The 23579-nt window shown below is 60.3% G+C and carries 25 protein-coding genes; 10 read left to right on the forward strand and 15 right to left on the reverse strand.

Annotated features, from left to right (window positions below; translation table 11 throughout):
• Positions 1 to 133 precede the first annotated feature (133 nt).
• The 3 genes from K290_RS0107865 (at position 134) to K290_RS0107875 (ending at position 3178) form a co-directional block, all read left to right on the forward strand.
• The gene (locus K290_RS0107865) at positions 134 to 811 is read left to right on the forward strand and encodes a winged helix-turn-helix domain-containing protein (protein WP_028751394.1); all 678 of its coding nucleotides are present in this window, start codon (positions 134 to 136) and stop codon (positions 809 to 811) included.
• A complete protein-coding gene (locus K290_RS0107870) occupies positions 798 to 2159 on the forward strand; it encodes a sensor histidine kinase (protein WP_028751395.1) in 1362 nt (453 codons plus the stop codon). The genes K290_RS0107865 and K290_RS0107870 overlap by 14 nt, the downstream gene beginning before the upstream one ends.
• 176 nt (positions 2160 to 2335) lie before the next feature.
• The gene (locus K290_RS0107875) at positions 2336 to 3178 is read left to right on the forward strand and encodes a MipA/OmpV family protein (protein ID WP_028751396.1); all 843 of its coding nucleotides are present in this window, start codon (positions 2336 to 2338) and stop codon (positions 3176 to 3178) included.
• Here the strand turns inward: K290_RS0107875 and K290_RS0107880 are convergent.
• From K290_RS0107880 to K290_RS0107930, 11 genes are all read right to left on the reverse strand, one after another.
• Entirely contained in the window at positions 3119 to 4459 is a 1341-nt protein-coding gene (locus K290_RS0107880) for an SAM-dependent methyltransferase (RefSeq protein ID WP_028751397.1), read from the reverse strand. The two genes, K290_RS0107875 and K290_RS0107880, sit on opposite strands and share 60 nt — an antisense overlap.
• A complete protein-coding gene (locus K290_RS0107885; RefSeq protein WP_028751398.1) occupies positions 4459 to 4887 on the reverse strand; it encodes an EamA family transporter in 429 nt (142 codons plus the stop codon). The genes K290_RS0107880 and K290_RS0107885 overlap by 1 nt, the downstream gene beginning before the upstream one ends.
• Positions 4887 to 6032 carry a GNAT family N-acetyltransferase gene (locus K290_RS0107890; protein ID WP_028751399.1) on the reverse strand — a complete coding sequence of 382 codons (1146 nt, stop codon included), beginning with the start codon at positions 6030 to 6032 and terminating at the stop codon, positions 4887 to 4889. Before K290_RS0107890 ends, K290_RS0107885 begins: the two co-directional genes overlap by 1 nt.
• Positions 6013 to 6828 carry an alpha/beta hydrolase gene (locus K290_RS0107895; RefSeq protein ID WP_028751400.1) on the reverse strand — a complete coding sequence of 272 codons (816 nt, stop codon included), beginning with the start codon at positions 6826 to 6828 and terminating at the stop codon, positions 6013 to 6015. Before K290_RS0107895 ends, K290_RS0107890 begins: the two co-directional genes overlap by 20 nt.
• The gene (locus tag K290_RS0107900; RefSeq protein ID WP_028751401.1) at positions 6818 to 7690 is read right to left on the reverse strand and encodes a fatty acid desaturase family protein; all 873 of its coding nucleotides are present in this window, start codon (positions 7688 to 7690) and stop codon (positions 6818 to 6820) included. The genes K290_RS0107895 and K290_RS0107900 overlap by 11 nt, the downstream gene beginning before the upstream one ends.
• Positions 7687 to 8040 carry a DMT family transporter gene (locus tag K290_RS0107905; RefSeq protein WP_028751402.1) on the reverse strand — a complete coding sequence of 118 codons (354 nt, stop codon included), beginning with the start codon at positions 8038 to 8040 and terminating at the stop codon, positions 7687 to 7689. Before K290_RS0107905 ends, K290_RS0107900 begins: the two co-directional genes overlap by 4 nt.
• The gene (locus K290_RS0107910) at positions 8037 to 8990 is read right to left on the reverse strand and encodes an arginase family protein (RefSeq protein ID WP_028751403.1); all 954 of its coding nucleotides are present in this window, start codon (positions 8988 to 8990) and stop codon (positions 8037 to 8039) included. Before K290_RS0107910 ends, K290_RS0107905 begins: the two co-directional genes overlap by 4 nt.
• 4 nt (positions 8991 to 8994) lie before the next feature.
• A complete protein-coding gene (locus tag K290_RS0107915; RefSeq protein WP_028751404.1) occupies positions 8995 to 10416 on the reverse strand; it encodes an aspartate aminotransferase family protein in 1422 nt (473 codons plus the stop codon).
• A gap of 20 nt (positions 10417 to 10436) precedes the next feature.
• Positions 10437 to 11120: an MtnX-like HAD-IB family phosphatase gene (locus K290_RS0107920; protein WP_028751405.1), complete on the reverse strand. Its 684-nt coding sequence runs from the start codon at positions 11118 to 11120 to the stop codon at positions 10437 to 10439.
• A gap of 169 nt (positions 11121 to 11289) precedes the next feature.
• On the reverse strand, positions 11290 to 12669 hold the full coding sequence (locus tag K290_RS0107925) for a sensor histidine kinase (RefSeq protein ID WP_028751406.1): 1380 nt from the start codon (positions 12667 to 12669) through the stop codon (positions 11290 to 11292).
• Positions 12666 to 13322 (reverse strand): response regulator transcription factor, encoded by a 657-nt coding sequence (locus K290_RS0107930; protein WP_028751407.1) that lies wholly within the window; start codon positions 13320 to 13322, stop codon positions 12666 to 12668. The genes K290_RS0107925 and K290_RS0107930 overlap by 4 nt, the downstream gene beginning before the upstream one ends.
• A 238-nt stretch (positions 13323 to 13560) precedes the next feature.
• On the opposite strand from K290_RS0107930, the gene K290_RS33920 reads away from it, so the two are divergent.
• Positions 13561 to 13845: a hypothetical protein gene (locus K290_RS33920; RefSeq protein WP_037135107.1), complete on the forward strand. Its 285-nt coding sequence runs from the start codon at positions 13561 to 13563 to the stop codon at positions 13843 to 13845.
• Between the two features lie 63 nt (positions 13846 to 13908).
• On the opposite strand, the gene K290_RS0107940 is transcribed toward K290_RS33920, so the two are convergent.
• The gene (locus K290_RS0107940; RefSeq protein WP_028751408.1) at positions 13909 to 15327 is read right to left on the reverse strand and encodes an aminotransferase-like domain-containing protein; all 1419 of its coding nucleotides are present in this window, start codon (positions 15325 to 15327) and stop codon (positions 13909 to 13911) included.
• Between the two features lie 106 nt (positions 15328 to 15433).
• Between K290_RS0107940 and K290_RS0107945 the strand changes: the two genes are divergently transcribed.
• The 5 genes from K290_RS0107945 to K290_RS0107965 all read left to right on the forward strand — a co-directional run bounded on the left by K290_RS0107945 (position 15434) and on the right by K290_RS0107965 (position 19093).
• The gene (locus tag K290_RS0107945; RefSeq protein ID WP_028751409.1) at positions 15434 to 16297 is read left to right on the forward strand and encodes a DMT family transporter; all 864 of its coding nucleotides are present in this window, start codon (positions 15434 to 15436) and stop codon (positions 16295 to 16297) included.
• 84 nt (positions 16298 to 16381) lie between these two features.
• Positions 16382 to 16846, forward strand: coding sequence for a nuclear transport factor 2 family protein (locus K290_RS0107950; RefSeq protein WP_028751410.1), 465 nt, complete (start codon positions 16382 to 16384; stop codon positions 16844 to 16846).
• Positions 16847 to 16856: 10 nt separating this feature from the next.
• Complete coding sequence (locus K290_RS0107955) at positions 16857 to 17420, forward strand: TetR/AcrR family transcriptional regulator (RefSeq protein WP_028751411.1); 564 nt, start codon at positions 16857 to 16859, stop codon at positions 17418 to 17420.
• A 3-nt stretch (positions 17421 to 17423) separates the two neighbouring features.
• A complete protein-coding gene (locus tag K290_RS0107960) occupies positions 17424 to 17615 on the forward strand; it encodes a hypothetical protein (protein ID WP_028751412.1) in 192 nt (63 codons plus the stop codon).
• Positions 17616 to 17767: 152 nt separating this feature from the next.
• Entirely contained in the window at positions 17768 to 19093 is a 1326-nt protein-coding gene (locus K290_RS0107965) for a glucoamylase family protein (protein WP_028751413.1), read from the forward strand.
• A 6-nt stretch (positions 19094 to 19099) separates the two neighbouring features.
• On the opposite strand, the gene K290_RS0107970 is transcribed toward K290_RS0107965, so the two are convergent.
• The 3 genes from K290_RS0107970 to K290_RS0107980 all read right to left on the reverse strand — a co-directional run bounded on the left by K290_RS0107970 (position 19100) and on the right by K290_RS0107980 (position 23100).
• Complete coding sequence (locus tag K290_RS0107970; protein WP_028751414.1) at positions 19100 to 20089, reverse strand: Ldh family oxidoreductase; 990 nt, start codon at positions 20087 to 20089, stop codon at positions 19100 to 19102.
• 87 nt (positions 20090 to 20176) lie between these two features.
• On the reverse strand, positions 20177 to 21712 hold the full coding sequence (gene amaB, locus K290_RS0107975) for an L-piperidine-6-carboxylate dehydrogenase (RefSeq protein ID WP_028751415.1): 1536 nt from the start codon (positions 21710 to 21712) through the stop codon (positions 20177 to 20179).
• Between the two features lie 104 nt (positions 21713 to 21816).
• Positions 21817 to 23100 (reverse strand): NAD(P)/FAD-dependent oxidoreductase, encoded by a 1284-nt coding sequence (locus K290_RS0107980; RefSeq protein ID WP_028751416.1) that lies wholly within the window; start codon positions 23098 to 23100, stop codon positions 21817 to 21819.
• 210 nt (positions 23101 to 23310) lie between these two features.
• Here K290_RS0107980 and K290_RS0107985 point away from each other — a divergent pair, with 210 nt between their 5' ends.
• Positions 23311 to 23547: an Lrp/AsnC ligand binding domain-containing protein gene (locus tag K290_RS0107985; protein WP_028751417.1), complete on the forward strand. Its 237-nt coding sequence runs from the start codon at positions 23311 to 23313 to the stop codon at positions 23545 to 23547.
• Positions 23548 to 23579 lie beyond the last annotated feature (32 nt).

Here is a 23579-nt window from a genome sequence, read left to right on the forward strand (position 1 = left end):
TTGCTTCAGGTTGGTGAAATGAGTTTGCAGTAATCGATATCTTCGCAGCCGTCAGTCGCAAGGAGACGTCGACACACGGCGGATCAACTCGCTTCAAAACCGCGTCATTGCCGGAATAGGAACAGATCGTTTCATGCGCATACTGCTCATAGAGGACGACATCAAAATTGGGGAATTTGTCTCACGTGGCCTGCGGGAAGCAGGCCACGTGTGCGACATGCTCTCGGACGGACAGGACGGACTTTTCCACGCCATTCGCGAAACCTATGACATCTTTATCATCGACCGGATGTTGCCCAGTCTCGACGGCCTGTCGATCATGCGCTCGATGCGTGCCGCCGGCGTCAAGACGCCTGCGCTTTTTCTAACCGCGATTGCAGGCATCGACGACCGGGTGGAAGGTCTCGAGGCGGGAGCTGACGACTACCTTGTCAAACCCTTCGCATTTTCCGAACTCCTGGCGCGTGTCAACGCACTTGCCCGGCGCCCGCCCGCCGTTTCCGAGAAAACCGTGCTGCAGGTGGCCGACCTGACGATGGACATGATGAAACGCCGCGTCACTAGGGCGGGGGTCGAGATCGAACTGCAGCCGCGGGAATTCACGCTTCTCGAGGTACTCGCCCGCAACGAAGGCCGGGTCCTCACCCGGACGATGCTTCTCGAACGCGTATGGGATTTCCATTTCGACCCGAAGACCAGCGTGGTCGAAACGCACATCAGCAGGCTGCGCGGCAAGATCGACAAACCGTTCGACGTACCGCTCCTTCATACGATCAGAAACACCGGTTATTCGTTGCATGCGCCGCGATAGCATACTGCGCAGCACATCGTTTCGTCTGGCGTTGATCTTTTCGCTGATGTTCATCAGTGCATTCCTATTGACTGGCGTGATCGTCTATCAGCTTGTCAAATGGGAACTCCAACAACGTCAGGACCAGACGATCCAAGAGACCTTTGCCGTGATGGCCGCAGCCTACGGCGATCAGGACATCCAGGACCTGCTGGATACGGTTGAGACCTACACCAGGGCAAGCGGCGACGGCCAGCGCGTCTTTTCGCTCATCGATCCCTCAGGAAAGATTCTTGCCGGCAATATGCCCGACCTCCGATTTCCGGACGGCTGGAGCGACGTCGGCGGCGATAAGATTCAATTGCCCGGTCACCAGCAATACCGGATTTTTTCTGGCACCGTCGATGGAAATCGCCTGACCGTCGGCCTCAGTCAGAGGGAAACCAAAAACATTGAAGCGATCATGCTGCAAAGCTTCGGCTGGGCTTCGATCATTGTCCTGCTGCTTGCAATTTTCGGCGGCGGATTGATTGCGCTGCGCGTGCAAAGGCGTTTTGGCGCCGTTCGAAGCACGATGGAACATGTGGCGCGTGGAAACCTGGATGCGCGCGTCCCGATCGTCGGACGCGGCGATGACGTCGATCTGCTGTCGCATGACATCAACGACGCCCTTGCGCGCCTCGCGGCGACTGTCGACGGGATGCGGCAAGTCAGCACCGATATAGCCCATGACCTGAAATCCCCGCTCAACCGCCTCAAGATGACCGTCGATGAAGCGCTCGCGAAACAGGAAACTGGTTTGGCCGTCGTTCGGGAACTCGAGGCCGCGAGCTCGGAGGCCGACCGCATCAATGAAACTTTCGAGGCGTTGTTGCGGATTGCGCAGATCGAAGCGGGAGCCCGAAAATCCAGATTCGCTAAGGTCGACCTCGGCGATATCCTGCAATCGCTCAATGACGTCTATTTCAGCGTCGCCGAGGACAATGGTCAACGGCTTAAAACCAGCCTTGACCACCCCAACCAAGCTATTTTGGGCGATCGGGAACTCCTGACGCAGATGTATGCCAACCTCATCGAGAACGCCATTCGCCATTGTCCGGCCGGGACCGATATCTTGGTCCGGAGTGAAGCAAATGCTGAAACGATAACAACAAGCGTCGAAGACAATGGCGCCGGCATTCCCGAACAAGAGCACGACAACATCTTTCGCCGTCTCTACAGGCTGGAAAAAAGCCGTACATCCAAAGGCAGCGGGCTTGGTCTCAGCCTGGTAAAAGCCGTCGCTGACCTCCATGGCGCCGGGATCCTGGTAGAGAACTCCAGACCTGGGTTGCGGATAAAGGTCGTATTTCCGAGGATCGGTCCATGAAGCGTCAAAGAGATTACAACGCACTTCCCGCAAATTGTGCGAGCCGCTCCAACGGCCAAATGGGTGCCGCTATCGACGCTCAAGTTTTTTCTATTTGTATGACATCAGCCTGTGTTAGTAATGCCGCCGGGACAATCTGCCTGCAAATTAGGCGATTAGGGACGGGTGTCGGCAAAGTGTTCAGCGTCAAAACAGCTTTGTTCAACAGGTTCTCGGCACTTGCCGGGATAGCGCTACTGGCAGCATCCGCAACGGGCGCATTTCCGGCGCTGGCGCAGGAGGCGGCCAAGTCTGCGTCAACCACCTGGGTCGTGACGCTTGGCGGCACGGTGGAGTACGGGCCCTCCTATGAGGGATCGAAGCATCTTTCCTTCAGCGGCATGCCATCTTTCGATTTCCATCGCCTTGGCGAAAGCCAGGACTATAGCGCCCCGGACGATAACATCGACTACAGCCTGTTCGAGGTCGGCGGCATCGAGGTCGGCCCTGTCGTCGGCCTAAGGGGCGGGCGCTCGGCCTTTGACGATTCCCGCCTGGAGGGACTGCGCAGGGTTCGCTGGAATTTCGATGCAGGCGCGTTCGCGCAATATTGGCCGATCGAAAATCAGTTGCGGGTGCGCGCCGAGACGCGACAGGCGCTCTGGGGCGGCGACGGTCTGGTTGCCGATCTGTCGCTCGACTGGTTCCAGCCGGTTGGAGACAGTTGGCTTCTTTCTGCAGGCCCGCGCATGTCACTGGCGAACTCCACCTACATGCGCAACAATTTCGGAATCTCCGAAAGCGGGGCGGCGAAAAACGGTCATCTCGACGCCTTTGACGCCGGCGGCGGCCTGAAATCCGTGGGCTTTACGGTCGCGGCAACCTATACGTTCTCGCCCGCCTGGAGCGTGCAGGTCTATGACAAATACAGCCGTCTGGTGAGCGATGCCGCTGACAGCCCGATCACCTCGCAGATCGGCTCACCCAACCAGAACATCATCGGCTTTACGCTCAACAGAACGTTCGATGTCCGATTTTGAAGCTTGGCTCGCTTCGTTGCGGGCGATGTAGTTCCGCGTGACAGGGACGATGTCGTTGCGCTTGCTGATCTGGATCTGGAAGACGACGAGATCTTCGAAGCGGAACGCAGCCTCTGCGGTCGAAAGATAATATTCCCACATCCGACAGAAGCGCTCGTCATAGAGTTCCGCCACCTCGGCCCAGCGCGCCATGAAGCGCTCGCGCCAGTTGGCGAGCGTCCAGGCATAGTGCAGGCGCAGCACCTCGACATCGGTGATCGTCAATCCCGCTGCCTCGACTTCCGGCACAATCTCCGAAAGTGCTGGAATATAACCGCCGGGGAAGATGTATTTGTCGAGCCACGGCGTGGTGAAGCCGGGCGTCGCCGAGCAGCCGATGGTGTGCAGCACCATGATGCCGTCATCCTCGAGCAACTCGGCGCATTTGCGGAAGAAGGTGCGATAGGATGCCAGACCGACATGCTCGAACATGCCGACCGAGACGATCCTGTCGAAATGGCCGGTCAGGCTGCGATAGTCCCTGAGCGCGAACTGAACCTCCGCCCGCGATCGATCCATAGTGCCCAAAAGCCGTTTCGAAGCATACTCGTGCTGCTCTTCGGACAGCGTGACGCCGAGGACATAGCCGCCCGGCGCCTGCTCGGCCAGGTGCAAGGCGAGACCGCCCCAACCGCAGCCGATGTCGAGAATGCTGTTGTCCGGCTCGATCGACAGCTTGGCGGCCAGATGCCTTTTCTTCGCCAGTTGCGCTTCTTCCAGCGACTGGTCGGGATGCTCGAAATAGGCGCAGGAATATTGCCGGTCCGGATCCAGGAAAAGCTCGTAGAGCCGGCCGTCGAGATCGTAGTGATGCGCGACGTTTGTCTTGGAACGCCCCGGCAGATTGCGGTGACGGAAAATCCGCAGCCTCGTGCGGATATGATCAATCACGCGGGCAATGAGCGGATGCGTGCTGTTCTGCGCCTCCCGCAGCATCATCGCGACGAAATCATAGAGCGAGCCCTGTTCGACACGGAAACGGTCATCCATGTAGAGTTCGCCGAGCCGCAGGTCGGCGTCGACGAGGAAAGCCCACTCAGCGCGGGTGTCCGTGAAGCGGACATGCACCGGCTGACCGGTGCCATCGCCGAATGTCAGGACGTGGCCGGCGGCTGTCGTCACCGTCAGAGATCCCCTTGTCACGATATGCGACAGCGCGCGTTTCAGGCACCAGTCCGCAAGGCCGGACGCGATGCCAAGGCCTTTATTTTGGCGACGGTCTTCAGCTTGCAATCTGGGCATCACTTATCCTTACCCGTGTCGGCACTGAGCGAACCGTGCTTGGAACCCCAGTCATTTTGGTCTGATGTTTCGCCCGCAGCACTTGCAATCAACCAGACGCCCGTCAGGATCAACCCGCTGCCGATGACCTGCAGGCCGACGACCGGTTCGCCGAAGACGAACCAGCCGGTCGCGATGATCAAGACGTAGCTGATGCCGGAAAGAGGAAAAGCCCGGCTGAGATCAAGCTCGGAAAGCACATTCATCCAGATGAAGAAGCAGAGGATTTCGGCGGCGATGGCCGCCAGGATCCAATGCGAAGCGAGCGCTTGCCACAGCCAATCCGCTCCCGTAGCAGCATCCAACTGCCCGGCTCCATGCTTGATGAAGAATTGGTACAGCGTGTTCAGCACCGGCACAGCCAGCCAGGATAAGCGCATCGACATCATCAGTCTGCCTCATCTGTCGAAAACAGCGGAGACGCCAGCCGCAGTATCTTTTGAAGAACAGGATTACGATGGCGAAAGAACATCGCGTTGGCGGTGAGAGTGCTGCCGAGCCGCACCTTGTTCTCATAATAGGCCTGGCCGCTCTGGTAGCGGCCTATGCCGTGTTCCAGGCAATAGCGCAGATTGGTGAACCAGCTCAGGAAATAAAGATTGTAAGGCCGCCCCTCTTCGCCATCCATGCAGAAGAATTTGTCGATGGCGACGCGTCCGTCATGGACGATCAGGTTGGCCGCAAGGAGCCTGTCCTCGACGAAATAGAAGGCGCAGAAGGAACGACCTTCCATGCGCGAGAGAATTCCCTCGAAATAGCCGGCCGTCAGCTCCTCGAACTGCCATTCGCTGCGATTGCGGGTGTCGTGGTAGAGCCTCATGACCTCAGGCAGGAAATCGCCGAAATCCGTGCGGATCTCGACCCTGACCTCGCCAAAGGATTTCAACTTGCGGCGCATGTCCTTGCGCGTGCCGGAGGAGAGCCGGGCGAGATATTCGTCGATCGTCTTGAAATCGATATCGAGCCAGGCGGTCGGCAAGCCGCCGATCATGGCGTACCGGCGGGCCGAGAGCGGCCCATCCAGCGCGGGAGCAATCGGCTGCGGAATGTCCTTGAGGCCCATCAGCGCGCAGTCTTCCGTTGCCGCAAGCTGTTCGAAGAACGACAGCAACTCGGCAAACAGCACATCGCGGCGTGCCGGTGGCACATCCGGATGAAAGCCGACCGCGCCCGTTTCCGTGCAGGGCGAGCCGAGACAGGCAAGGCGCAGCGTCAGAAAACCCGGGAAGCGCTGCCGTATGCGACGCACCATCCTCCGCAGCGCGCCCTCTTCCAGCGTCGTATCCAGCGCATACGGGCAGAGGAAAGCCGGCATGGCGGCATTGACCCGTCCGTCTTCGACGACCGTGATGTAGCGCCATTCGAAGCCCGCGATGCCGGCCTCTTCGATGGCGAGCAGGCAATCATAATCTTCGACCTGATCATGGAAGCAGGCGTTCCAGGCATCGCGGCCGATGGCGCGGATGCTGAAATGCACCTCGGCGACCGGATCGCGCGCCGACGCCGGCGAATCGTTAAGCGAGAGCTGGAACATGGCTCGCCTCGAAGAAATCCGCGGTGAAATCGGCCACCTGCCGATGCTGACGGTCGACATGGATCATATGGTAGCTGTCCTTGATCCACTTCAGTTCGTGCGGACCGCCGATATGGTCGGAAATGTAGCGTGCGTGCCGGGGATTGCTGAGGTCGTCGTCCTCGGCATGCAGGATCAACGTGGGCGTCTTGATCTCCGGCAGCCTACCCCTGAGGGCCTTGCCCAGCCGATACATCTCGACGAGCCCCCTGCCGGGGAATTTCTCCAGAATGCCCTCTCCCCCCATGCTCTCGATCAGCCGGCGCATGCGCTCGTCCTTGATCCCGAGGGATGCGGTCTCGCGAAAATTGAGACGGTCGAGAAAAGGAATGCGGGAAAGCCAGCCGATCTGCGACGACAGCAGCGGATAGTAGAAGGGGACATCCCAGCCGTCATAATGAAAACAGGGCGAATAGATGGCTACGGCGCGGATCGTCTCCGGGCGCCTTTCGGCCGCCAGCATCGAAAGCTTGCCGCCGACGCAGATACCCGCTGCAAAGACCTGCTGCGTTCTCTGCGCGAGCAATTCCGACGCCTGCACGACGCTCTCCAGCCAATCCTCCCATCGCGTGCGCCGCAGGGTACCGGCATCCACGCCATGGCCGGCGAGCAGCGGCGCATAGACGCTGTAGCCCTTGCGGTGCAGATGGCGGGCGACCAGCTTCATTTCCGCCGGAGCCCCCGTCAGCCCATGAATCAATAGGACGCCTTTGTCATTCGAGCCTTCCAGAAAAAAGCTCAGTCCATCAGCCTTCATGAGAAAGCTCCGCCTGCCGGTTTTCCTTGGCCATGAAGCCAAGCGCGTGGCAGGTGCTGATGACGTGCGTGCCGGCCTTTTCCTGCTCTTCCTTGATCTGCTCGTGCAGCGTGCGCATCTTCGTCCAATGGGTCCGCGGCCGGTAATGATGCTCGGCATGGTAACCGTTGCCGAACCACAGCCAGTTGTAGAACGACTTATGGCTGCTGACGCCCCAGGCGATCGGTTCGTCCGGATCACCATGCAGATGTTCGTAATAGCCGTTGAGCGACGACAGGCAGTTGCCGAAGTAATAGAAGGGCACGAAGAAAAGCACGGCCTTCCAGTCGTAAATCAGCGCAACCGCCGCAAGGCCGAGGAAGAAGAAGAGTTCGAAACGGCCCCATTTTGCATCGAACGGCCGGTTGCGGGCGATAGCCTTGTGAATATCGCCAAGGCTGTCACGGAAGAAGCTCAGCAGCGTGTAGGACCACACATTCTCCGGCTCACCGTTGCGGCCGTGGCGATAGATCGACAAGAGGTCGATCGTATCGCCCTTTTCGTCCGGCCGGTCGCTGTTGCCGGAGTGATGGCGCATATGCACCCAATGATAATAGGTCTGCGAGAAGCCGATCGCGAGGGATTCCAGCAGGCTGAACGCATAGTTCATCCAGCGCGGCTTGAAATAGGGCGTGTGGATGAAATTATGGGATATGCTGTTGATGTTCCACGAGATCGACACGGCATAAAGGCAGCCGAGGACGGCCGAGAGCCACAATGGCCGGCTTTCGAAACCGACGATCAGATAGATGTCGAAGGCGAGATGCGCCACAGCGGCCAGAACCGGTACGGCGTCCCATCTGGTGTGCGCAAAGATTTTCATAGTCCGGTTACTCCCACACAAGCCACGCCGGCGGTCACGAGGAACACACCCGTCGCGTGGCGGAGGTTGATATTTTCTTTGAAGATCAGGGCCCCGGCGAAGACGATGACGACATAGCTCAGCGCCATCAGCGGGAAGGCGATCGACAGAGGCACATGCTCCAGCACGGCGGTCCAGGCGAACAGCTCCACCGCCCAAAAGAAGATGCCCAGCCATGTGACGGGCTTGGCCAGCGCCGAAAGCAATGCGTTCTGGCTTGCCGATTGCTTGAAGCAGACCTCGCGCGCCGTTTCCGCCAGCACGCAGAAGAGGATCAGGCCAAGCATGGGAAGAGTCAGGCTGCCGCTCATGCCATGTACTCCGCCAGGACCTCCAGCAACGCGTGGTTTGCGGCACTGTTGATGTTTCTGACCGCTTCGGCCTTTGGCCGGATATGCGGCTGATCGATAAAGATCTCGGCCCTTTTCAAAATCCTGGTTTGAAAATTGCCGCCATAGTTCGGAGCGGAGTAGTCGCCGATGACGTCGGCGCCGATGATGCGATGGCGGTTGCCGATTTCGCTGATCAGCGCCAGGAGATAGGGCAACCGCATGCGACCCTGGTCCCAGTTCGTCACGGCGTCGTCCGCAGCCAGCACGTCCTTGTCGATCGTCAGATAAACGGCTTCGGTGCGAATCCGGCTCAGCATTCGGTCGATGAAATTTTCCTCGCCGATCTCGGAAATGGATTTCCAGTGCAAGGCGCCCTTTTCCTGCCGGTAGCTGGCGCCGCTGCCGTACTCGGCCAGGACCCGGCTCGGCGGATGTTCATAGGGATAAAGTTCGAGCTTGCCTTCGCCGAGCCAGTGCAGATTGGCGCCCTTGCGTTCGGGGCTACGAAGGTCGTGGCTGCAAACGCCGATGGTGATGACCTTCTGGATATTGCGGTTGGCAAGGGCACTGTTGACCCAGGAGCCGCAGTGCATGCCCCCATTGAAAGTGACCCAATCCGGATGATTGTCGAAATGAATGAGCGTCGTCGCAATGGACTGCCGCTCCAGCGCCCCGTCAAGAAGCAGCGCCGTTATGTGATGAAAGTCGCCCGAGCCCATGAAGCAGAGCTGCGGATCCTTGCCGACTGCCGGTGTGTTCCGCACGATATTGCGGCTGAGTTCGGCGAGTGCCTTCTGCTTGCTCCAGAGACGGACCGCCGTGCCGGTTGCCTTATCGACATATTGGCACGCGCCCGCAAATTTGCAGGCGCGCACAAAATCTGGCTGCAACTCCAACGCATCATCGAGATGAAGAAGAAGGAGTTGCACCGACTTACCTCCGGGCCGCGCGCGTGAGAAGCTGATCGAGCAAGGCAATCGCCAGATCGATCTCCTCGCGGGTGATGAGCAGGTTCGGCGCGAAGGTGATGACGTTCTTGTGGTAGCCGCCGACGTCGAGCACGAGGCCGTACATCTTCGAACCGACCTGAATGTCGCCCTTCATGCCCTCGTCGCAGAGCCAGTCCATCGTCGCCTTGTCCGGCGTGTAGCTGTCGTCCTTGCAGATCTCCATCCGCAGGGCCAGGCCGAGACCGTCGACCTCGCCGACAATAGCATGGCGCTTCTGCAACTGTTTCAGCCCATCGAGGAAATAGGCGCCCTTGGCCATGATGGCCGCGCCGAAATCCTCCTCTTCCAACATCTTCATGGTTTCGAGAGCCACGGCGGTCCCCATCGGGTTGCTGGCGAAGGTGGAATGTGTCGAGCCGGGCGGGAAGATCTCCGGGTTGATCATCTCTTCCCTTGCCCAGACGCCTGAAAGCGGGTTGAGCCCGTTGGTGATCGCCTTGCCGAAGACGAGAGCATCGGGCGACACGCCGAAATGCTCGATCGACCAGAGCTTGCCGGTGCGGTAGACGCCCATCTGGATTTCGTCGACGACGAGCAGGATGCCGTGATCGTCCAGCACCTTCTTCAATTCGACGAAGAAGTTCATAGGCGGAATGACGTAGCCGCCGGTGCCCTGGATCGGCTCGATGTAGAAGGCGGCATATTCGGACTTGCCGGCCTTCGGATCCCAGACACCGTTATATTCGCTCTCGAACAGGCGGGCGAATTTCTGGACACAGTGATGCCCATATTCTTCCTTCGACATGCCCTTCGGGCCGCGGAAATGATAGGGGAATTCAACAAACTGCGCGCGATCGCCGAAATGGCCGTAGCGGCGGCGGTAGCGGTAGCTGGAGGTGATGGCCGAAGCGCCGAGGGTGCGGCCGTGATAACCGCCTTCGAAGGCGAACATCAGGCTCTTGCCGCCGGTGTAGTTGCGCACCAGCTTCAGCGAATCCTCGACGGCCTGCGAGCCGCCGACGTTGAAATGGACGCGGCCCTTGTGGCCGAACTTGCTCTCGGCGTCCTGGGCGATCATCGCCGCAAGCTCCACCTTTTCCCGGTGCAGATATTGCGAGGCGACCTGCGGCAGCCGGTCGAGCTGACGGTGTGCGGCGGCGTTCAGGCGTTCGTTGCGGTAGCCGAAATTGACGGCGGAATACCACATCTGCAGGTCGAGGAATGGCGTCCCGGCCTTGTCGTAGACGTAAGAGCCTTCGCACTCTTCGAAGAATTTCGGCTTTGCCGTGTAGTGGACCGTGTCGCCATGGGAGCAATAGGTCTCCTCAAGGACACGCAACTCCGCCTCAGATTTGACGTGCGACTCCATCTCGCCACTGAAGGCTTCGACTACATTGGTTTTCATTAAATGCCTCTTGATCTAGTTCATGCGATCTTGGATTGCAGCAGCGCGCGGGGTCCCCGGGCGACACTGGGAAGAATGGCTTTCATCTTTGGAAGCAGGTCGACGAAGCTTTCGAAGCCGACATAGGGAATGCCCTGGTCCTCGCAATAATCGGCGAGCTTGGCTTTTGCGAAGACAAGGTCGACCTTATCGGAAACACAGAAATCGCTTCGCCCATCGCCGATGTAGATCTGCAGTTCGGCGCCTTTGACAACCCGGCATTTGCAGACGCCTGAACCGGACATGCATCCGGCTGCCGCAAGCGACGGAGAAAGAGAATACAATTCTCGGCCATGAGCGAAGCGATAGGTAAGGACGTTGGCGATTATCCGCAGGTCGTCGATGCCGTGACGCGCCAGGATGTGGCGAATGAAATAGTCGACACCGTCGCTGACGATCGTCACCGGCAAATCACTGCGGTTGCAGTATGAGAGAAAGTCCTCAAAGCCGGGATCTATGGACACCTCGTCCAGGAGGGCGTTGAGATCTTTCCGGCTTGCCTGCACGAGGGCGATCTGCCGGCGCATGCACTCGGCCGACCCGATCAGCCCGCGTTTCCACTGCTGTTCTATATCTTCCCATTCGGAACCGGCGAAACGGGATAACACCATATCCGTCGCGTCTTCGATGGATATGGTTCCATCAAAATCGCAAAACACCTGCATGAAAATATCCCTTCGCCTTATCCTGAAGTTGCGTTTAACAACGACGGATGAGCCAGGCATGAGGGCAGGATGATGCGAAAATGAAAAATGGAACGGCTCAAGACGCCGTGAAAGCTGAACCCGTACAGCGACAAGCGCCTCGCGCTCAGATGAATGTGCAAGGGTTGTTCTATTGGTTTTTCGGCAGTCGCAAATCGACCCGCAGGCCCGTGCCCCAACGCGGCGTCAATAGCTGGATTGACGCGGCAAGCCTGTCAGCCGTATCGGCGACGATCGCCAGACCGAGGCCGGCGCCTTCGGTGTGCAGCGTATTGAGCCGATAGAACCGCTGGAAAACCGCCGCACGCTCATCGGGCGGAATGCCCGGGCCGCTGTCGCTGATCGATACCCGCCAAAGCGCGCTTTCGGAGGAGATCACAACTTCGATCCTGCCGGTCACGGGCGTGTATTTAATGGCATTGTCCAACAGGTTGCCGATCATCATGCGCAGCAGGGATTCATCCGTCTTGACCTGCGCCGTCTCGTCACCCTCCAGCAGGACATCGAGCTGCCGGCTGGTGATGATATTGCCGAATTCCGCCAGGACCGACGCCACCAAATGATAGAGCGTGACGGGCGTCGGATTGAGGGGGTGATGGCTTACCCGGGCAAGCCGCAGCAATTGCTCGATCAGATGTATGGCCCGATTGTTGCTGGCCACGAGATCGGCGATAATCGTCTGCCTTTCGTGCTCGCTGTCGGTGTTGCCCAGCATCTGCAGCAACAGCTTCACGCTGGCCTGCGGGGTCCGCAATTGATGCGCCGCAAGATCCGAAAAGCGTCGCTCGAGCGTCAATGAATGTCCAAGTTTTTCGAGAAGCTGGTTGATCGAGCGGCCGAGCGGCAACAGGTCCCGCGGCAGATCTTGAACAGGGATGGCGGAGAGATCGTCGGGTGAACGCGTGCGGATCTGGCGTACCAGCCCATGGATCGTGCGCAAGCCGCTATTAATGCCGAGCCAGATGAGAAAGCCGATGACCGGCACGAGGACAAGCAGCGGAAAAAAGAGATTGAGCAGGATGTTGGAGACAAGCGTTTCCCGCAGGGCGATCTTCTCGCCGATCTCCATGACGATGGTCGTATTCGGTATCGGCAGCGAATAGACCCGCCAATTCTCTCCCTTATAGGTGATCGTGGTGAAGCCGACCTTCTGCTGCGGCACGTCGGACAGGAAGGCCGTGCTGCTATAGAAGCGGATATGGCCGTCTACCCAGGCGCGAAACATGTGAGCGTCGGCATAATCGTCGGCGTCCTCGTTGAAGGATAGCTGATTGTCCATCGCGAAGTCGATATCGTCGATCTGCTTGGCAGAGCGATCCGGCGATCTTTCCAGAGGGCGACGCAGCAAGCTCCAGATAACGTTGGCATCGTCGATGAGCTGGGCATCGTAGATATTGTTGATCTCGCGCGTCGCGCTGTTGAATGCGAAGGCGCCGATCACCACGATGGTCACCGCCACGACCGGTGCGATCCTGAAGAAGAGTTTGCGGGTTAGTGTGGAGGTGCTCATCGCTCGATCATATAGCCAACGCCACGGATCGATTTGATGAAATCGGTGCCCAGCTTCTTGCGCAGATTGTAGATCGTCACCTCGATGGCGTTGCTTTCGACGGTGTTCTCGGCATCGTAGAGCGCATACTCGATATCGTTCTTGGTCACGTATCGGCCGCTGCGCTCCATCAGCAGCTTCAGCAGATGGAATTCCTTGGCGGTGGTATGAACCTGTGCACTGCCCTTGCGGGCGACCATCGCCGATGGGTCCACCTCGACATCCCCGCATCGAATGAGGCTTTCCGTCCGCCCATCGCGGCGCCGGATCAGAGCGCGCAGGCGGGCAAGCAGCTCGTCGAGATCGAACGGCTTGACGAGGTAATCGTCGGCGCCCTCATCGAGCCCTTCGACTTTCTGCCGTACCGCATCGAGCGCTGTCAACAGCAGAACCGGCACGGCGTTGCCCCGCTGCCGAATGCCTCTCAGCACCTCCATGCCATTGAGCTGTGGCAGGTTGATATCGAGAATGACAGCCGCGAAATGCGAATGCTGCGCGGCTTCGAGACCGGACGCGCCGTCGCGCATCCAATCGACGCCGTAAGCATGTTTCTCCAAAGCCTTCTTGAGGGATGATCCAAGGATATTGTCGTCTTCAACAAGCAGAACACGCACGGTCGATCTCATCTCCAAGAGGGATTGTAGAGCCGATGTGAACCGCAATTGAAGCGGCCTTGTGGCAGAGCTATAATGTGATGCTTCAGTTCAGCAAGACCTGCAAGAGCGTATTCGAGCTGCTTTACAGTGCCCGATTGTCTTTCCGATCTCTCCCCCGGCCTTCGATCATATCCCAAGACGTTTGGTTTACATATTTTATCCGTATACTGCGTACGGAGCTGAGGGATGCAGAGACATGAAAACGCTCGCTCTTGTCGTTCCATCGTTTATTTCGATTAGCCTCACTCTGTCCTTCACTGCATTGGCGGCAAACACCGCAACCAAAGGAAACAGCGATTCAACGCCATGCGCTGCCATGGTGGACAATATCAATGATGGGCTGAAGGCATCGGCGATCAGCGCCGCCGAAAGGAAGCGGGCACGCGAGCTGGTGGCCGAAGGTCTCAAGCGCTGCAAGGTCGATGACTATTCCGGCGCCGACAGCTATTTCATCGACGCTCTGAAGATGCTGCACAAATAATGCATCCGGCATCCCCGCCGGCCGGATCACCATCGCCGGGGTTCTGAGCAGAGACGCTGCCGATCATCCGGACGCCAATCTCCGCATCGACGCCGCAAGCACGTCGAAAATGCGAGCATCCGTCGATTGCGCGATATTGAAGCGCAGGAAATTGCTCGCCGTATCCCCCTGGCTGAAGGCATTGCCCGGCGCCAGAATGATGCCCTCGGCAAGGCAGTCACGCGCGACGTCGGCCGCATCAAGACCCTCGGGTAATCGGCACCAAAGAAACATGCCGGCCTGCGGCCTCAGCCAGGGCATGATGCCGATTGCTTCCAAGCGAACGATGGTTTCGCTCATGGTCTTGGCAAGCCGAGCCCGCAGCGCCTCGATATGCTTGCGATAGCTTCCGTCCTTCAGCGCCGAGAATAACAGCTCGGCCCCCAGTTGGCCGCCGCTGAAGTTGGTGGCGATCTTCAGATCGACAAGGCCGTCGATCCAGTCCCGCCGCGCAGCGATGAAGCCGCAGCGGACTGAGGCCGACAGCGTCTTTGAAAAGCTGCCGATATGGATCACCCGATCGACCCCGTCATAGGCGGCAAGGCGTGGCGCCGGCACATGCTCGAAATCGGCAAAAATATCGTCTTCGATGATGATCAGGTTGGAAGCGTCAGCCAGTTTCAACAGGCGATGCGCCGTCACCGGCGACAATACGGCACCGGTCGGATTGTGGACGCCAGAATTGGTGACGTAGAGGCGCGGCTTATGTCTTTCGAGCGCCTCTGCGAACAGCTCGATGTCCGGCCCTGTCGGCGTGAAGGGCACGCCGACGATATTGGCCCGGTGCGCCCGCAAAAGAGCATGGAAATTGAAATAGCAGGGATCGTCGACCAGCACGGTATCGCCGGGTTCGAGCAGGAAGCGGCAGAGAAGATCGATCGCCTGCGTGCCGGATTCCATAAGCATGATCTGGTCGGGCGATGCAGCGATCCCGTGTTCGCCCATGCGTCGCGCCAGAAGCTGCCGCAACGGCGGCAGACCGAGCGGCGTTCCGTAATTGGTGAGAACGCCGCCTCCGCCGGTCCGCGCCAGGCTTCGCATCGCTCGACGCAGCGCCGCCTCCGGCATCCACGAGGGCGGAAGCCAGCCGCAACCGGGCTTCAGAACAGCGTCATCCACCTCCAGCGATTGCCGCGAAATCCAGAGCGGATCGACATCTCGTTCGCGCCGGGGAGCGATCTCCGACAGGGAAAGCGGCGCGAGCGGCCCGCAGACGTAAAAGCCGGAACCGGGCCGCGAGCGGATGACGCCCTCGGCCGCCAGCCGCTCATAGGCTTCGACCACGGTGGAAACGGACACCTGCATCGTTTTGGCAAAGCTGCGCACCGAGGGAAGCCGCGCACCCGGCGCCAGGCTGCGCGCGGCGATACGATCCGCAATTGCCGTCATCACACCCTCGATACGCGTGCCGCTGGCTGCTTTCATGACGATGGCATCGTTCATCCGTACTGCACCCCATACCATAACAGTTTGCATAAATTGTACTGTACCGTCTCTGGAATGACCAGCCGACTTCGCCGATACCGGGCAGCAAATTTGGAGCATCGGCATGGACAAGACGACAAGCGGCTGGATCTACGGAATGACGGGCGTGCTGATCTTCAGCGGCTCATTGCCGGCGACGCGGGTCGCGGTCATGGATTTCGACCCCGTCTTCCTGACTGTCGCCCGCGCCGCGATCGCCGGCATGCTGGCGCTGTGCCTGCTGCTCGCTTTTCGGGAAAAGCGGCCAGTCCGCAGCGATATCATCCCCCTCACCATCGTCGCATTGGGCTGCGTCGTCGGCTTTCCGCTACTGACAGCGCTGGCGCTTAAGCATGTCACGTCGGCGCATTCGATCGTCTTCATCGGATTGCTGCCGCTGGCGACGGCCATATTCGGCGTGTTGCGCGGTGGCGAGCGGCCCCGACCGGCCTTCTGGCTATTTTCCGCCATCGGCAGCGCCATTGTTTCCGGCTATGCGCTTGCCCAGGGCATCTCCGCATCGCCGGTCGGCGATTTGCTGATGCTGGCGGCAATCCTCGTTTGCGGGCTCGGCTATGCCGAGGGCGCGGTGCTGTCGCGCCGGCTGGGCGGTTGGCAGGTCATTTCGTGGGCGCTGGTGCTGTCGCTGCCGGTCATGATCGCACTTTGCCTGTTGACCATGCCGCAGACGATCGGCGGTATCGGCGAGCCGGCCTGGATCGGCCTGGTCTATGTCTCTCTCTTCAGCATGCTGATCGGTTTCATCTTCTGGTATCGAGGACTGGCACAGGGCGGCATTGCTGCCGTCGGGCAATTGCAGTTGCTGCAGCCCTTCTTCGGCTTGGCGCTCGCCGCCACGCTGCTGAAGGAAAGCGTCAGTTGGTCGATGCTTGCAGTCACCCTTGGCGTTGTCGCCTGCGTCGTCGGCGCAAAGAAATTCGCACGATAGCGCCTCTTGAAGACGCCGAACTCGCTCTTGCCCTCCTAAACCGATCGGTCTACCATAGTCATATCGGTCTAAAAGGAGCAAGTCATGGCCACCCCACTCGTGCCGCCGTTCACCCGCGAAACCGCCATCGCCAAGGTCCGCCTCGCCGAAGACGGCTGGAACAGCCGCGATCCCGAACGTGTCTCGAAGGTCTATACCGAAGACAGCCAGTGGCGGAACCGCGCCGAATTTCCACGCGGCCGCAAAGAAATCGTCGAATTCCTCACCCGCAAATGGGCCAAGGAGTTGGACTATCGGCTGATCAAGGAACTATGGGCTTTCGATGGCAATCGCATCGCCGTGCGTTTCGCCTATGAGTGGCACGACGACAGCGGCCACTGGTTTCGCTCCTATGGCAACGAGAATTGGGAGTTCGACGCTGACGGCCTGATGCAGCGCCGCTTCGCCTCTATCAACGACATGCCGATCAAGGAAGAGGACCGGAAATTCCATTGGCCGCTCGGCCGCCGTCCGGACGATCATCCAGGGCTCTCCGACCTCGGACTCTAAGACGAAGACGATGACGCGCACCATCTTCGAAAAATCGGACGCCATAACCCTCGTCGCCGAGGTCTTTCGCGAGCTCGGCTATGAAGGCGCGTCGATGAGCGAGATCACGGTGCGCACCAAACTGTCGAAAGGCAGCCTCTATCATTTCTTCCCCGGCGGAAAGGAGGAGATGGCGGCGGAGATCATGGCCAATATCGACGCCTGGTTCGTCAACGAGATGTTCAAGCCGCTCGAAGAAGACGAACCACATGCCGCCATTGCCCGCATGTGGGAGACGACAGACACTTATTTCCGCTCGGGCCACCGCATCTGTCTCATCGGCGCCTTCGCGCTCGACGAAACACGCGACCGTTTTGCAGGCGTGATCCGGGGCTATTTCCACCGATGGATCAAGGCGCTTGCCGGCGCTTTGACGAGAGCGGGCATCAAGATAGGGGAAGCAAATCCGCTCGCCGAAGAAGCGGTTGTCGGTATCCAGGGGGCGCTGACGCTCGCGAGAGCGCTCGGGGATGATGGAATTTTTGGGCGGACGCTTGAAAGGCTGAAGGAGCGGGTCGAAGCCAGGTTGACTTGAGCCATGCGCGCGAGGCGCTTGTCGCCGCTGCAGATGGCGGCACAGGCGACTGCCCTCTGGTCACTGGTGCATAGCTTCGCTATGCTGCTGCTAGAGGGACGCTTGAACGGCATGATCAGATCGCTTCCCGGCGACGAGACAGCGGATAGTTTGCTGGACGCGGTGCTCGCGGCCATCCGCGTCGTCGATGATTGAGCTTTTTGGAGGCGACCGCCTACTGATAGGCGGGCGTCTCCATTTTAAACAATCGTCCACAAAAGCGTGGCAGCATCAATCATCTTTGATTTGCAACTGTCGGAGCTCTTATGCTCAGCAGACGGGGGGCGCCGAGGAAAATGGATCAGACTATGCTGCAACAGACCAACGAAACCGACGATGCACTGATCGATCGCCTGCAACGTTCGGCCTTCGACTATTTCATGCTCTACACCAATCCGCAAAACGGGCTGGTGGCGGATACGTCGATCAAGACGAGCCACTGCAGCATCGCCGCCGTCGGCTTCGCGCTGTCGAGCTATCCCGTCGCCGTCGAACGCGGCTGGATCAGCCGCGCGGAGGCGGCAGAGCGCGTGTTGACCGCACTCAACTTTTTTGCCGAAAGCCAGCAGGGCGAAGAGCGAGGCGCCACCGGCCATCGCGGCTTCTACTATCATTTCCTCTATATGGCGACCGGCAAGCGTGCATGGAACAGCGAGCTCTCGACCATCGACACCGGTCTTTTCCTACTTGGCGTATTGACGGCCGCCGCCTATTTCAATGGTCCCGACCAGGACGAAGAGGACATCCGTACCTTGGCGGAGTTTCTCTATGAGCGCTGCGATTGGCACTGGGCACTGAACAAGGGCAAGACGATCAGCATGGGCTGGAAGCCGAGCAGCGGTTTCCTGCGCTGGCGCTATCAGGGCTATGACGAGGCGATCTTCCTTTACGTGCTGGCACTCGCTTCGCCATCCCACCCGGTGCCGTCGCCGAGCTACGACGCCTTCGCCTCGACTTATACCTGGATGATGTTCAAGGACACGCCCTATCTCTATGCCGGGCCACTGTTCATCCATCTCTTCTCGCATGCCTGGATCGATTTTCGCGGCATCGCTGACCGGCATGTAGCCGATAAGGAGACGGATTATTTCCGCAATACCCAGACGGCCATCGCCGTTCAGCGCGATTACACCGACCGCAATCCCGGCCACTTCATCGGCTATGCCAAGGACATCTGGGGCCTCTCGGCCTGCGACGGCCCGAATCCGACCGGCACCAAGCACAGCCGGCGTTACAGCCCGAAAGTTCTCGGCTATGCCGCCCGCGGCGCGCCGCTCGGTCCCGACGACGGTACGATCGCGCCCTGGGGGCCGCTGTCCTGCCTGCCCTTTGATCGTCAGGCTGCGCTCGACGGCACCAAGGCCCTGCTTGCCACTTATCCGAACCTGCTGCTGGACGGCCGCTTTCCCGGCGGCTTCAATCCGAGCGTCAGAGGCCCCGGCCCGGAAGGCTGGGTCGACGACCGTTCGGTGGCCATCGACCAGGGCCTGCTCGTCATGATGATCGAAAACGAACGCACCGGGCTGATTTGGAACCTGATGCGGCAATCGCCGATCCTGCGCCGCGGCTTGGAACGCGCCGGCTTCACCGGCGGCTGGCTGGACGAAAAGCAGGCGGCGCCGGCGATCGCCTGATCCATCTCAAAGTTGCGCGATTGCGGCGACCACATCGTCCTCAACCAGAATCCCGTTGACCATTGCCGCGCGTCGCGCCGTCCGCCCGCGTCGACCCGGCAGGCGGGCATTGGGATCTTGGGTGATCTCGCTTGCCAGCAATGCCAGCCGCTGCGCCGTATCGACAGCGCTCGTCGCCGCGGGATTGATCGCGATGATCATATGGCCGAGCGCCGGAGGCGCGCCCTGATCATCGAAAAGCGAAGAGGACTCGAAGGCGTAATTGGCGCCGGTCAAGCCAGCCGCCAGTATTTCGACCATGAGGGCGAGCGCCGCTCCTTTCGAATCGCCAGCGGGGATCATCGTGCCGGCCAAGGCTTCTTCGGCATTGGTTGTCGGATTGCCGCTGCGGTCGAAGGCCCAGTCGGGCGGGATCGGCACCCCTTTCTGCCGGGCAGCCATCACCTTGCCCCGCGCCACTTTCGATAGCGCCAGATCGATCACGATCGGTTCGTCATCGGGAAGCGGTGCGGCGAAGGCGATCGGGTTGGTGCCGAAGACAGGCCTTTTGCCGCCCCAGGGCGCCATGGCAGCCGGCGCATTGGCGACCATCAGTGCTACCAGCCCCTGATCGGCAAAGCGCTCCACCGTCAGACCCATGACGCCGGCATGATGCGAACGGCAGATGGCTGCGAGCGCGATCCCCTGTTCGCGGGCAATAACGGAAAGCTCGGCAACGGCAAGATCGAGCGCCGGATAGGCATAGCCGTTGCCGGCATCGATGCGCAGCACGGCAGGATAGGGCCGAACGAGCTGTGGCTTGGCAAAGCCGTCGGTCTTACCGATCTTCGCCTGCCCCGCATAGGCGGGTACGCGCCGCAGGCCATGGCCACTCTGCCCAGCCGCCTCGGCCGAGACGAGGGCGACGGCCACCGAACGGGCATTTTCCGGACTGACCCGATTTCGCCGCAGCGCCTCCGCAACCAGCGTTTGAGCCTCGGCGAGCGACAGATGCATGGTGAACGACCTTGGAACGATGAAGGAGGGCAAAGGCGATCCTACGCCCGCCCTCCTCATCACAACGCAACGATTGCCACGTTCGCCTTACTCGACGTCGAATTTGACGCCCTGCGCCAACGGCAATGTCCTGCCGTAGTTGATGGTGTTGGTCGCCCGGCGCATATAGGCCTTCCAGGCGTCAGATCCGGACTCGCGGCCGCCGCCGGTCTCTTTCTCGCCGCCGAAGGCACCGCCGATTTCCGCGCCGGAAGGGCCGAGATTGACATTGGCGATGCCGCAATCCGAGCCGCGCGCCGAAACGAAGGCTTCCGCCTCGCGCATGTCGTTGGTGAAGATCGACGACGACAGGCCCTGCGGCACGGCGTTGTGCAGCGCCAATACCGCGTCGAAATCGCTGTACTTCATCACATAGAGGATCGGCGCGAAGGTTTCGTGCTCGACCGGACCGGTCTGCGCAGGCATCTCCACGAGAGCCGGACGAACGTAGAAGGCATCGGCCGTGCCGTTTTCGACGCGTTCGCCACCGGTCACCTTGCCGCCGGCCGACTGCGCCTGACCGAGGGCTGCCTGCATCTTCTCGAAGGCCTGTTTGTCGATCAGCGGGCCGACGAGAGTCCCCGTTTCCAGCGGATTGCCGATGGTGACCGAGCCGTAGGCCTTCTGCAGACGCGGCACGAGCTGATCGTAGACGCTTTCATGCACGAAGAGGCGTCGCAGCGTCGTACAGCGCTGGCCGGCAGTGCCCATGGCGGAAAAGGCGACGCCGCGCAGCGTCAGGTCGAGATCGGCCGTCGGGCAGACGATCGCGGCATTGTTGCCGCCGAGTTCGAGGATGGCGCGGGCGAAGCGGTTGGCAAGACGCGGGCCGACGGCGCGGCCCATGGCCGTCGAGCCGGTCGCCGAAACCAGCGGAATCTTGGGGTGATCGACCAGCACCTCGCCGACGTCGCGACCGCCGATGATCAGTGTGGAGAGATTGGCCGGCGCCTCACCGCCCTCGGCGACATAGCGCTTCAGCGCCTTTTCGAACAGCGCCTGTACCGCAAGCGCCGTTAACGGTGTCTTTTCCGATGGTTTCCAGACCGTGGAGTTGCCGCAGACGATGGCGAGCGCCGCGTTCCACGACCAGACGGCAACGGGGAAGTTGAAGGCGGAAATGATGCCGATCGGCCCCAGCGGATGCCAGCTTTCCATCATCCGGTGCTCTGAACGCTCGGTGGCAATGGTTAGGCCATAGAGCTGGCGCGACAGGCCGACGGCGAAATCGCAGATATCGATCATCTCCTGCACTTCGCCGAGGCCTTCGGAGGTAATCTTGCCGACTTCGATGGAAACGAGCCGACCAAGCGCCGCCTTGCCGGCACGCAACTCTTCGCCGAGCAGACGGACCAGCTGGCCGCGCTTCGGCGCCGGCACGGCGCGCCAGGACAGAAATGCCTCATGCGCCCCGTCAATCGCAGCCTTTGCTTCGGCAGCCGAATGCTCCCTGAGCCGGCCGATTTCAGCGCCGGTCACGGGTGAGGTAACGGCAAGTGTTCCGCCCGTATAGCGATCGGCGGCAACGCCGAGTTCGGTCAGGATGGCCTTGGTCTCGGCGGCGAGATCGAGTGTAGCGGTCATGTCGTCTTCCTCTTCTTGTTATGAAGGTCCAGCTCCCGTCCCCAGGGCATCACTCGCACGCGGACCGGAGCGACCTTCGTGCGTTCAATCGATCACGCGGCGCTTCAGCGCCTCGCGCCAACAAAATGCGCGGCCTGGGCGCCGGCTTCGTACCACATTTCCTTTAGCGCCCGAAAGCCAGGCTCGCTGGGATCGGTCAGCGGCAGCGGCAAGTCGGCTTCGAAGACCCGGCCAAGAATATGGTCGGACAATATCTTCCCGAACACCGTGCCCGGCGCGATGCCGCGCCCATTATAGCCGGAAAAGCCGACGACATTCGGGGCAAATCGGTGGAAGCGCGGCAAGGCATTATCGGTCATGCCGATCTTGCCGTACCACTCGCTTTCAAAGGCGATGTCTCCGAGTTGCGGAAACAGCTTCCTTAGGGAACGGCGTGCCCAGTTTTTGTGGATGGCGAGCCCGGTATTGCGCAACGCCCCGACACTGCCGAAAACAAGACGACCGGCTTGGTCCATGCGAAAGGACGACAGGATATCTTTCGTATCCCACGCTCCCTCCCGGCCCGGCAGGACCGATTTGCGCAGATGATCGCCGAGCGGCACGGTGGCGAAATTGAAATAGGGCAGATGCACCTGCTCATTGCGCACCTGCTCCCAATGGCCGGTGCTGTAGGCATCGGTCGCGACGATGATCCAATCCGCACTGACGTTGCCGCCGGCGGTCCTGACAATCCACCGCCCGCCGTTCTTCTCCGTCGCCGTCACGCGGCTGCCGGTATGGATGACAACGCCGGCCTTGGACCCCGCATGCGCCAGGCCGCGGACATAGGCCAGCGGCTGCAACGTGCCGGCGCGCATATCGAGCAGTGCTCCCGCGTAAGCAGAACTTCCCACCCGCCGCGCCGTCTCGTCGGCATCGAGGACGATGACCGGGGCACCGCGCTTGCCCCATTGACGGGCGCGCTCCTCGATCTCCTTCAGCCCCTCGGGCCCGACGGCGCAATGCAAAGTGCCGTTGCGCTCCAGCTCGCAGGCGATTCTATGTTTCTCGATCAGCGCCATCACCAGCTTCGGCGCTTCGCCCAGAAGCTCCAGCAGCCTTTCGCCATAGACCGGGCCGAGCACGCCGGGCAGGTCTTCGGGCATGACCCACATGCCGGCATTGATCAGGCCGACATTGCGCCCTGCACCGCCAAAGCCGATTTCATTGGCCTCCAGCAGCACGACCTTGATTCCAGCTTCCGCCAGATGTAGTGCCGAGGAGAGCCCCGTATAGCCGCCGCCGACCACCACCACATCGGCCAAAACATCGCCGTCAAGCGGCCTGGTCAAAGGCGGCGGCGGAGCGGTCTTCTCCCAAAGTCCGTGAGAGCGAGGGTCATTCAGCATCGAGTCGATCCGGTTGCCTAAGAGAATCCGGCCAATCTAGCGCCACCTCCCGACTTGCGGAAGCGGCAACAACGACATCCGGTGGATAGAGAAAAACTTGCATGGCCATGCCGCTTTCGACCATTATAGAGCAAAGCGCCGGCCGCCATCGCGGCCGCGACAGAGTCAAGACAGCCGCCATCGCGGTCGCGACAGAACCAGGACAATCTCATGAAGCCCATTTTCGTTCAGCTCCAATGCGCCCCCGGCAAGACCTACGAGGTTGCCGACGCGATCTATCAGACGGAGCTGGTTTCGGAACTCTATTCCACCAGCGGCGACTACGACCTGCTGCTGAAGGTCTACATCAAGGACGAGCATGACATCGGCAAGTTCATCAACGACAACATCGCCAATATCCCTGGTATCGTCCGCTCGCTGACGACATTGACGTTCCGAGCGTTTTGAGAACAGGCCTCGCCTCAGAGACAGCGCTTTCC

The sequence above is a fragment of the Rhizobium leucaenae USDA 9039 genome, assembly GCF_000426285.1.
Taxonomy (GTDB): Bacteria; Pseudomonadota; Alphaproteobacteria; order Rhizobiales; family Rhizobiaceae; genus Rhizobium; species Rhizobium leucaenae.

What these genes read in the sequence shown, in the direction of transcription:
- K290_RS0107865 (WP_028751394.1), top strand. Translation starts at nt 134, where the DNA reads ATGCGCATACTGCTCATAGAGGACGACATCAAAATTGGGGAATTTGTC.
- K290_RS0107870 (WP_028751395.1), top strand. Translation starts at nt 798, where the DNA reads ATGCGCCGCGATAGCATACTGCGCAGCACATCGTTTCGTCTGGCGTTG.
- K290_RS0107880 (WP_028751397.1), bottom strand. Translation starts at nt 4,459, where the DNA reads ATGCCCAGATTGCAAGCTGAAGACCGTCGCCAAAATAAAGGCCTTGGC.
- K290_RS0107885 (WP_028751398.1), bottom strand. Translation starts at nt 4,887, where the DNA reads ATGATGTCGATGCGCTTATCCTGGCTGGCTGTGCCGGTGCTGAACACG.
- K290_RS0107890 (WP_028751399.1), bottom strand. Translation starts at nt 6,032, where the DNA reads ATGTTCCAGCTCTCGCTTAACGATTCGCCGGCGTCGGCGCGCGATCCG.
- K290_RS0107895 (WP_028751400.1), bottom strand. Translation starts at nt 6,828, where the DNA reads ATGAAGGCTGATGGACTGAGCTTTTTTCTGGAAGGCTCGAATGACAAA.
- K290_RS0107900 (WP_028751401.1), bottom strand. Translation starts at nt 7,690, where the DNA reads ATGAAAATCTTTGCGCACACCAGATGGGACGCCGTACCGGTTCTGGCC.
- K290_RS0107905 (WP_028751402.1), bottom strand. Translation starts at nt 8,040, where the DNA reads ATGAGCGGCAGCCTGACTCTTCCCATGCTTGGCCTGATCCTCTTCTGC.
- K290_RS0107915 (WP_028751404.1), bottom strand. Translation starts at nt 10,416, where the DNA reads ATGAAAACCAATGTAGTCGAAGCCTTCAGTGGCGAGATGGAGTCGCAC.
- K290_RS0107920 (WP_028751405.1), bottom strand. Translation starts at nt 11,120, where the DNA reads ATGCAGGTGTTTTGCGATTTTGATGGAACCATATCCATCGAAGACGCG.
- K290_RS0107925 (WP_028751406.1), bottom strand. Translation starts at nt 12,669, where the DNA reads ATGAGCACCTCCACACTAACCCGCAAACTCTTCTTCAGGATCGCACCG.
- K290_RS33920 (WP_037135107.1), top strand. Translation starts at nt 13,561, where the DNA reads ATGAAAACGCTCGCTCTTGTCGTTCCATCGTTTATTTCGATTAGCCTC.
- K290_RS0107940 (WP_028751408.1), bottom strand. Translation starts at nt 15,327, where the DNA reads ATGAACGATGCCATCGTCATGAAAGCAGCCAGCGGCACGCGTATCGAG.
- K290_RS0107945 (WP_028751409.1), top strand. Translation starts at nt 15,434, where the DNA reads ATGGACAAGACGACAAGCGGCTGGATCTACGGAATGACGGGCGTGCTG.
- K290_RS0107950 (WP_028751410.1), top strand. Translation starts at nt 16,382, where the DNA reads ATGGCCACCCCACTCGTGCCGCCGTTCACCCGCGAAACCGCCATCGCC.
- K290_RS0107955 (WP_028751411.1), top strand. Translation starts at nt 16,857, where the DNA reads ATGACGCGCACCATCTTCGAAAAATCGGACGCCATAACCCTCGTCGCC.
- K290_RS0107960 (WP_028751412.1), top strand. Translation starts at nt 17,424, where the DNA reads ATGCGCGCGAGGCGCTTGTCGCCGCTGCAGATGGCGGCACAGGCGACT.
- K290_RS0107965 (WP_028751413.1), top strand. Translation starts at nt 17,768, where the DNA reads ATGCTGCAACAGACCAACGAAACCGACGATGCACTGATCGATCGCCTG.
- K290_RS0107970 (WP_028751414.1), bottom strand. Translation starts at nt 20,089, where the DNA reads ATGCATCTGTCGCTCGCCGAGGCTCAAACGCTGGTTGCGGAGGCGCTG.
- amaB (WP_028751415.1), bottom strand. Translation starts at nt 21,712, where the DNA reads ATGACCGCTACACTCGATCTCGCCGCCGAGACCAAGGCCATCCTGACC.
- K290_RS0107980 (WP_028751416.1), bottom strand. Translation starts at nt 23,100, where the DNA reads ATGCTGAATGACCCTCGCTCTCACGGACTTTGGGAGAAGACCGCTCCG.
- K290_RS0107985 (WP_028751417.1), top strand. Translation starts at nt 23,311, where the DNA reads ATGAAGCCCATTTTCGTTCAGCTCCAATGCGCCCCCGGCAAGACCTAC.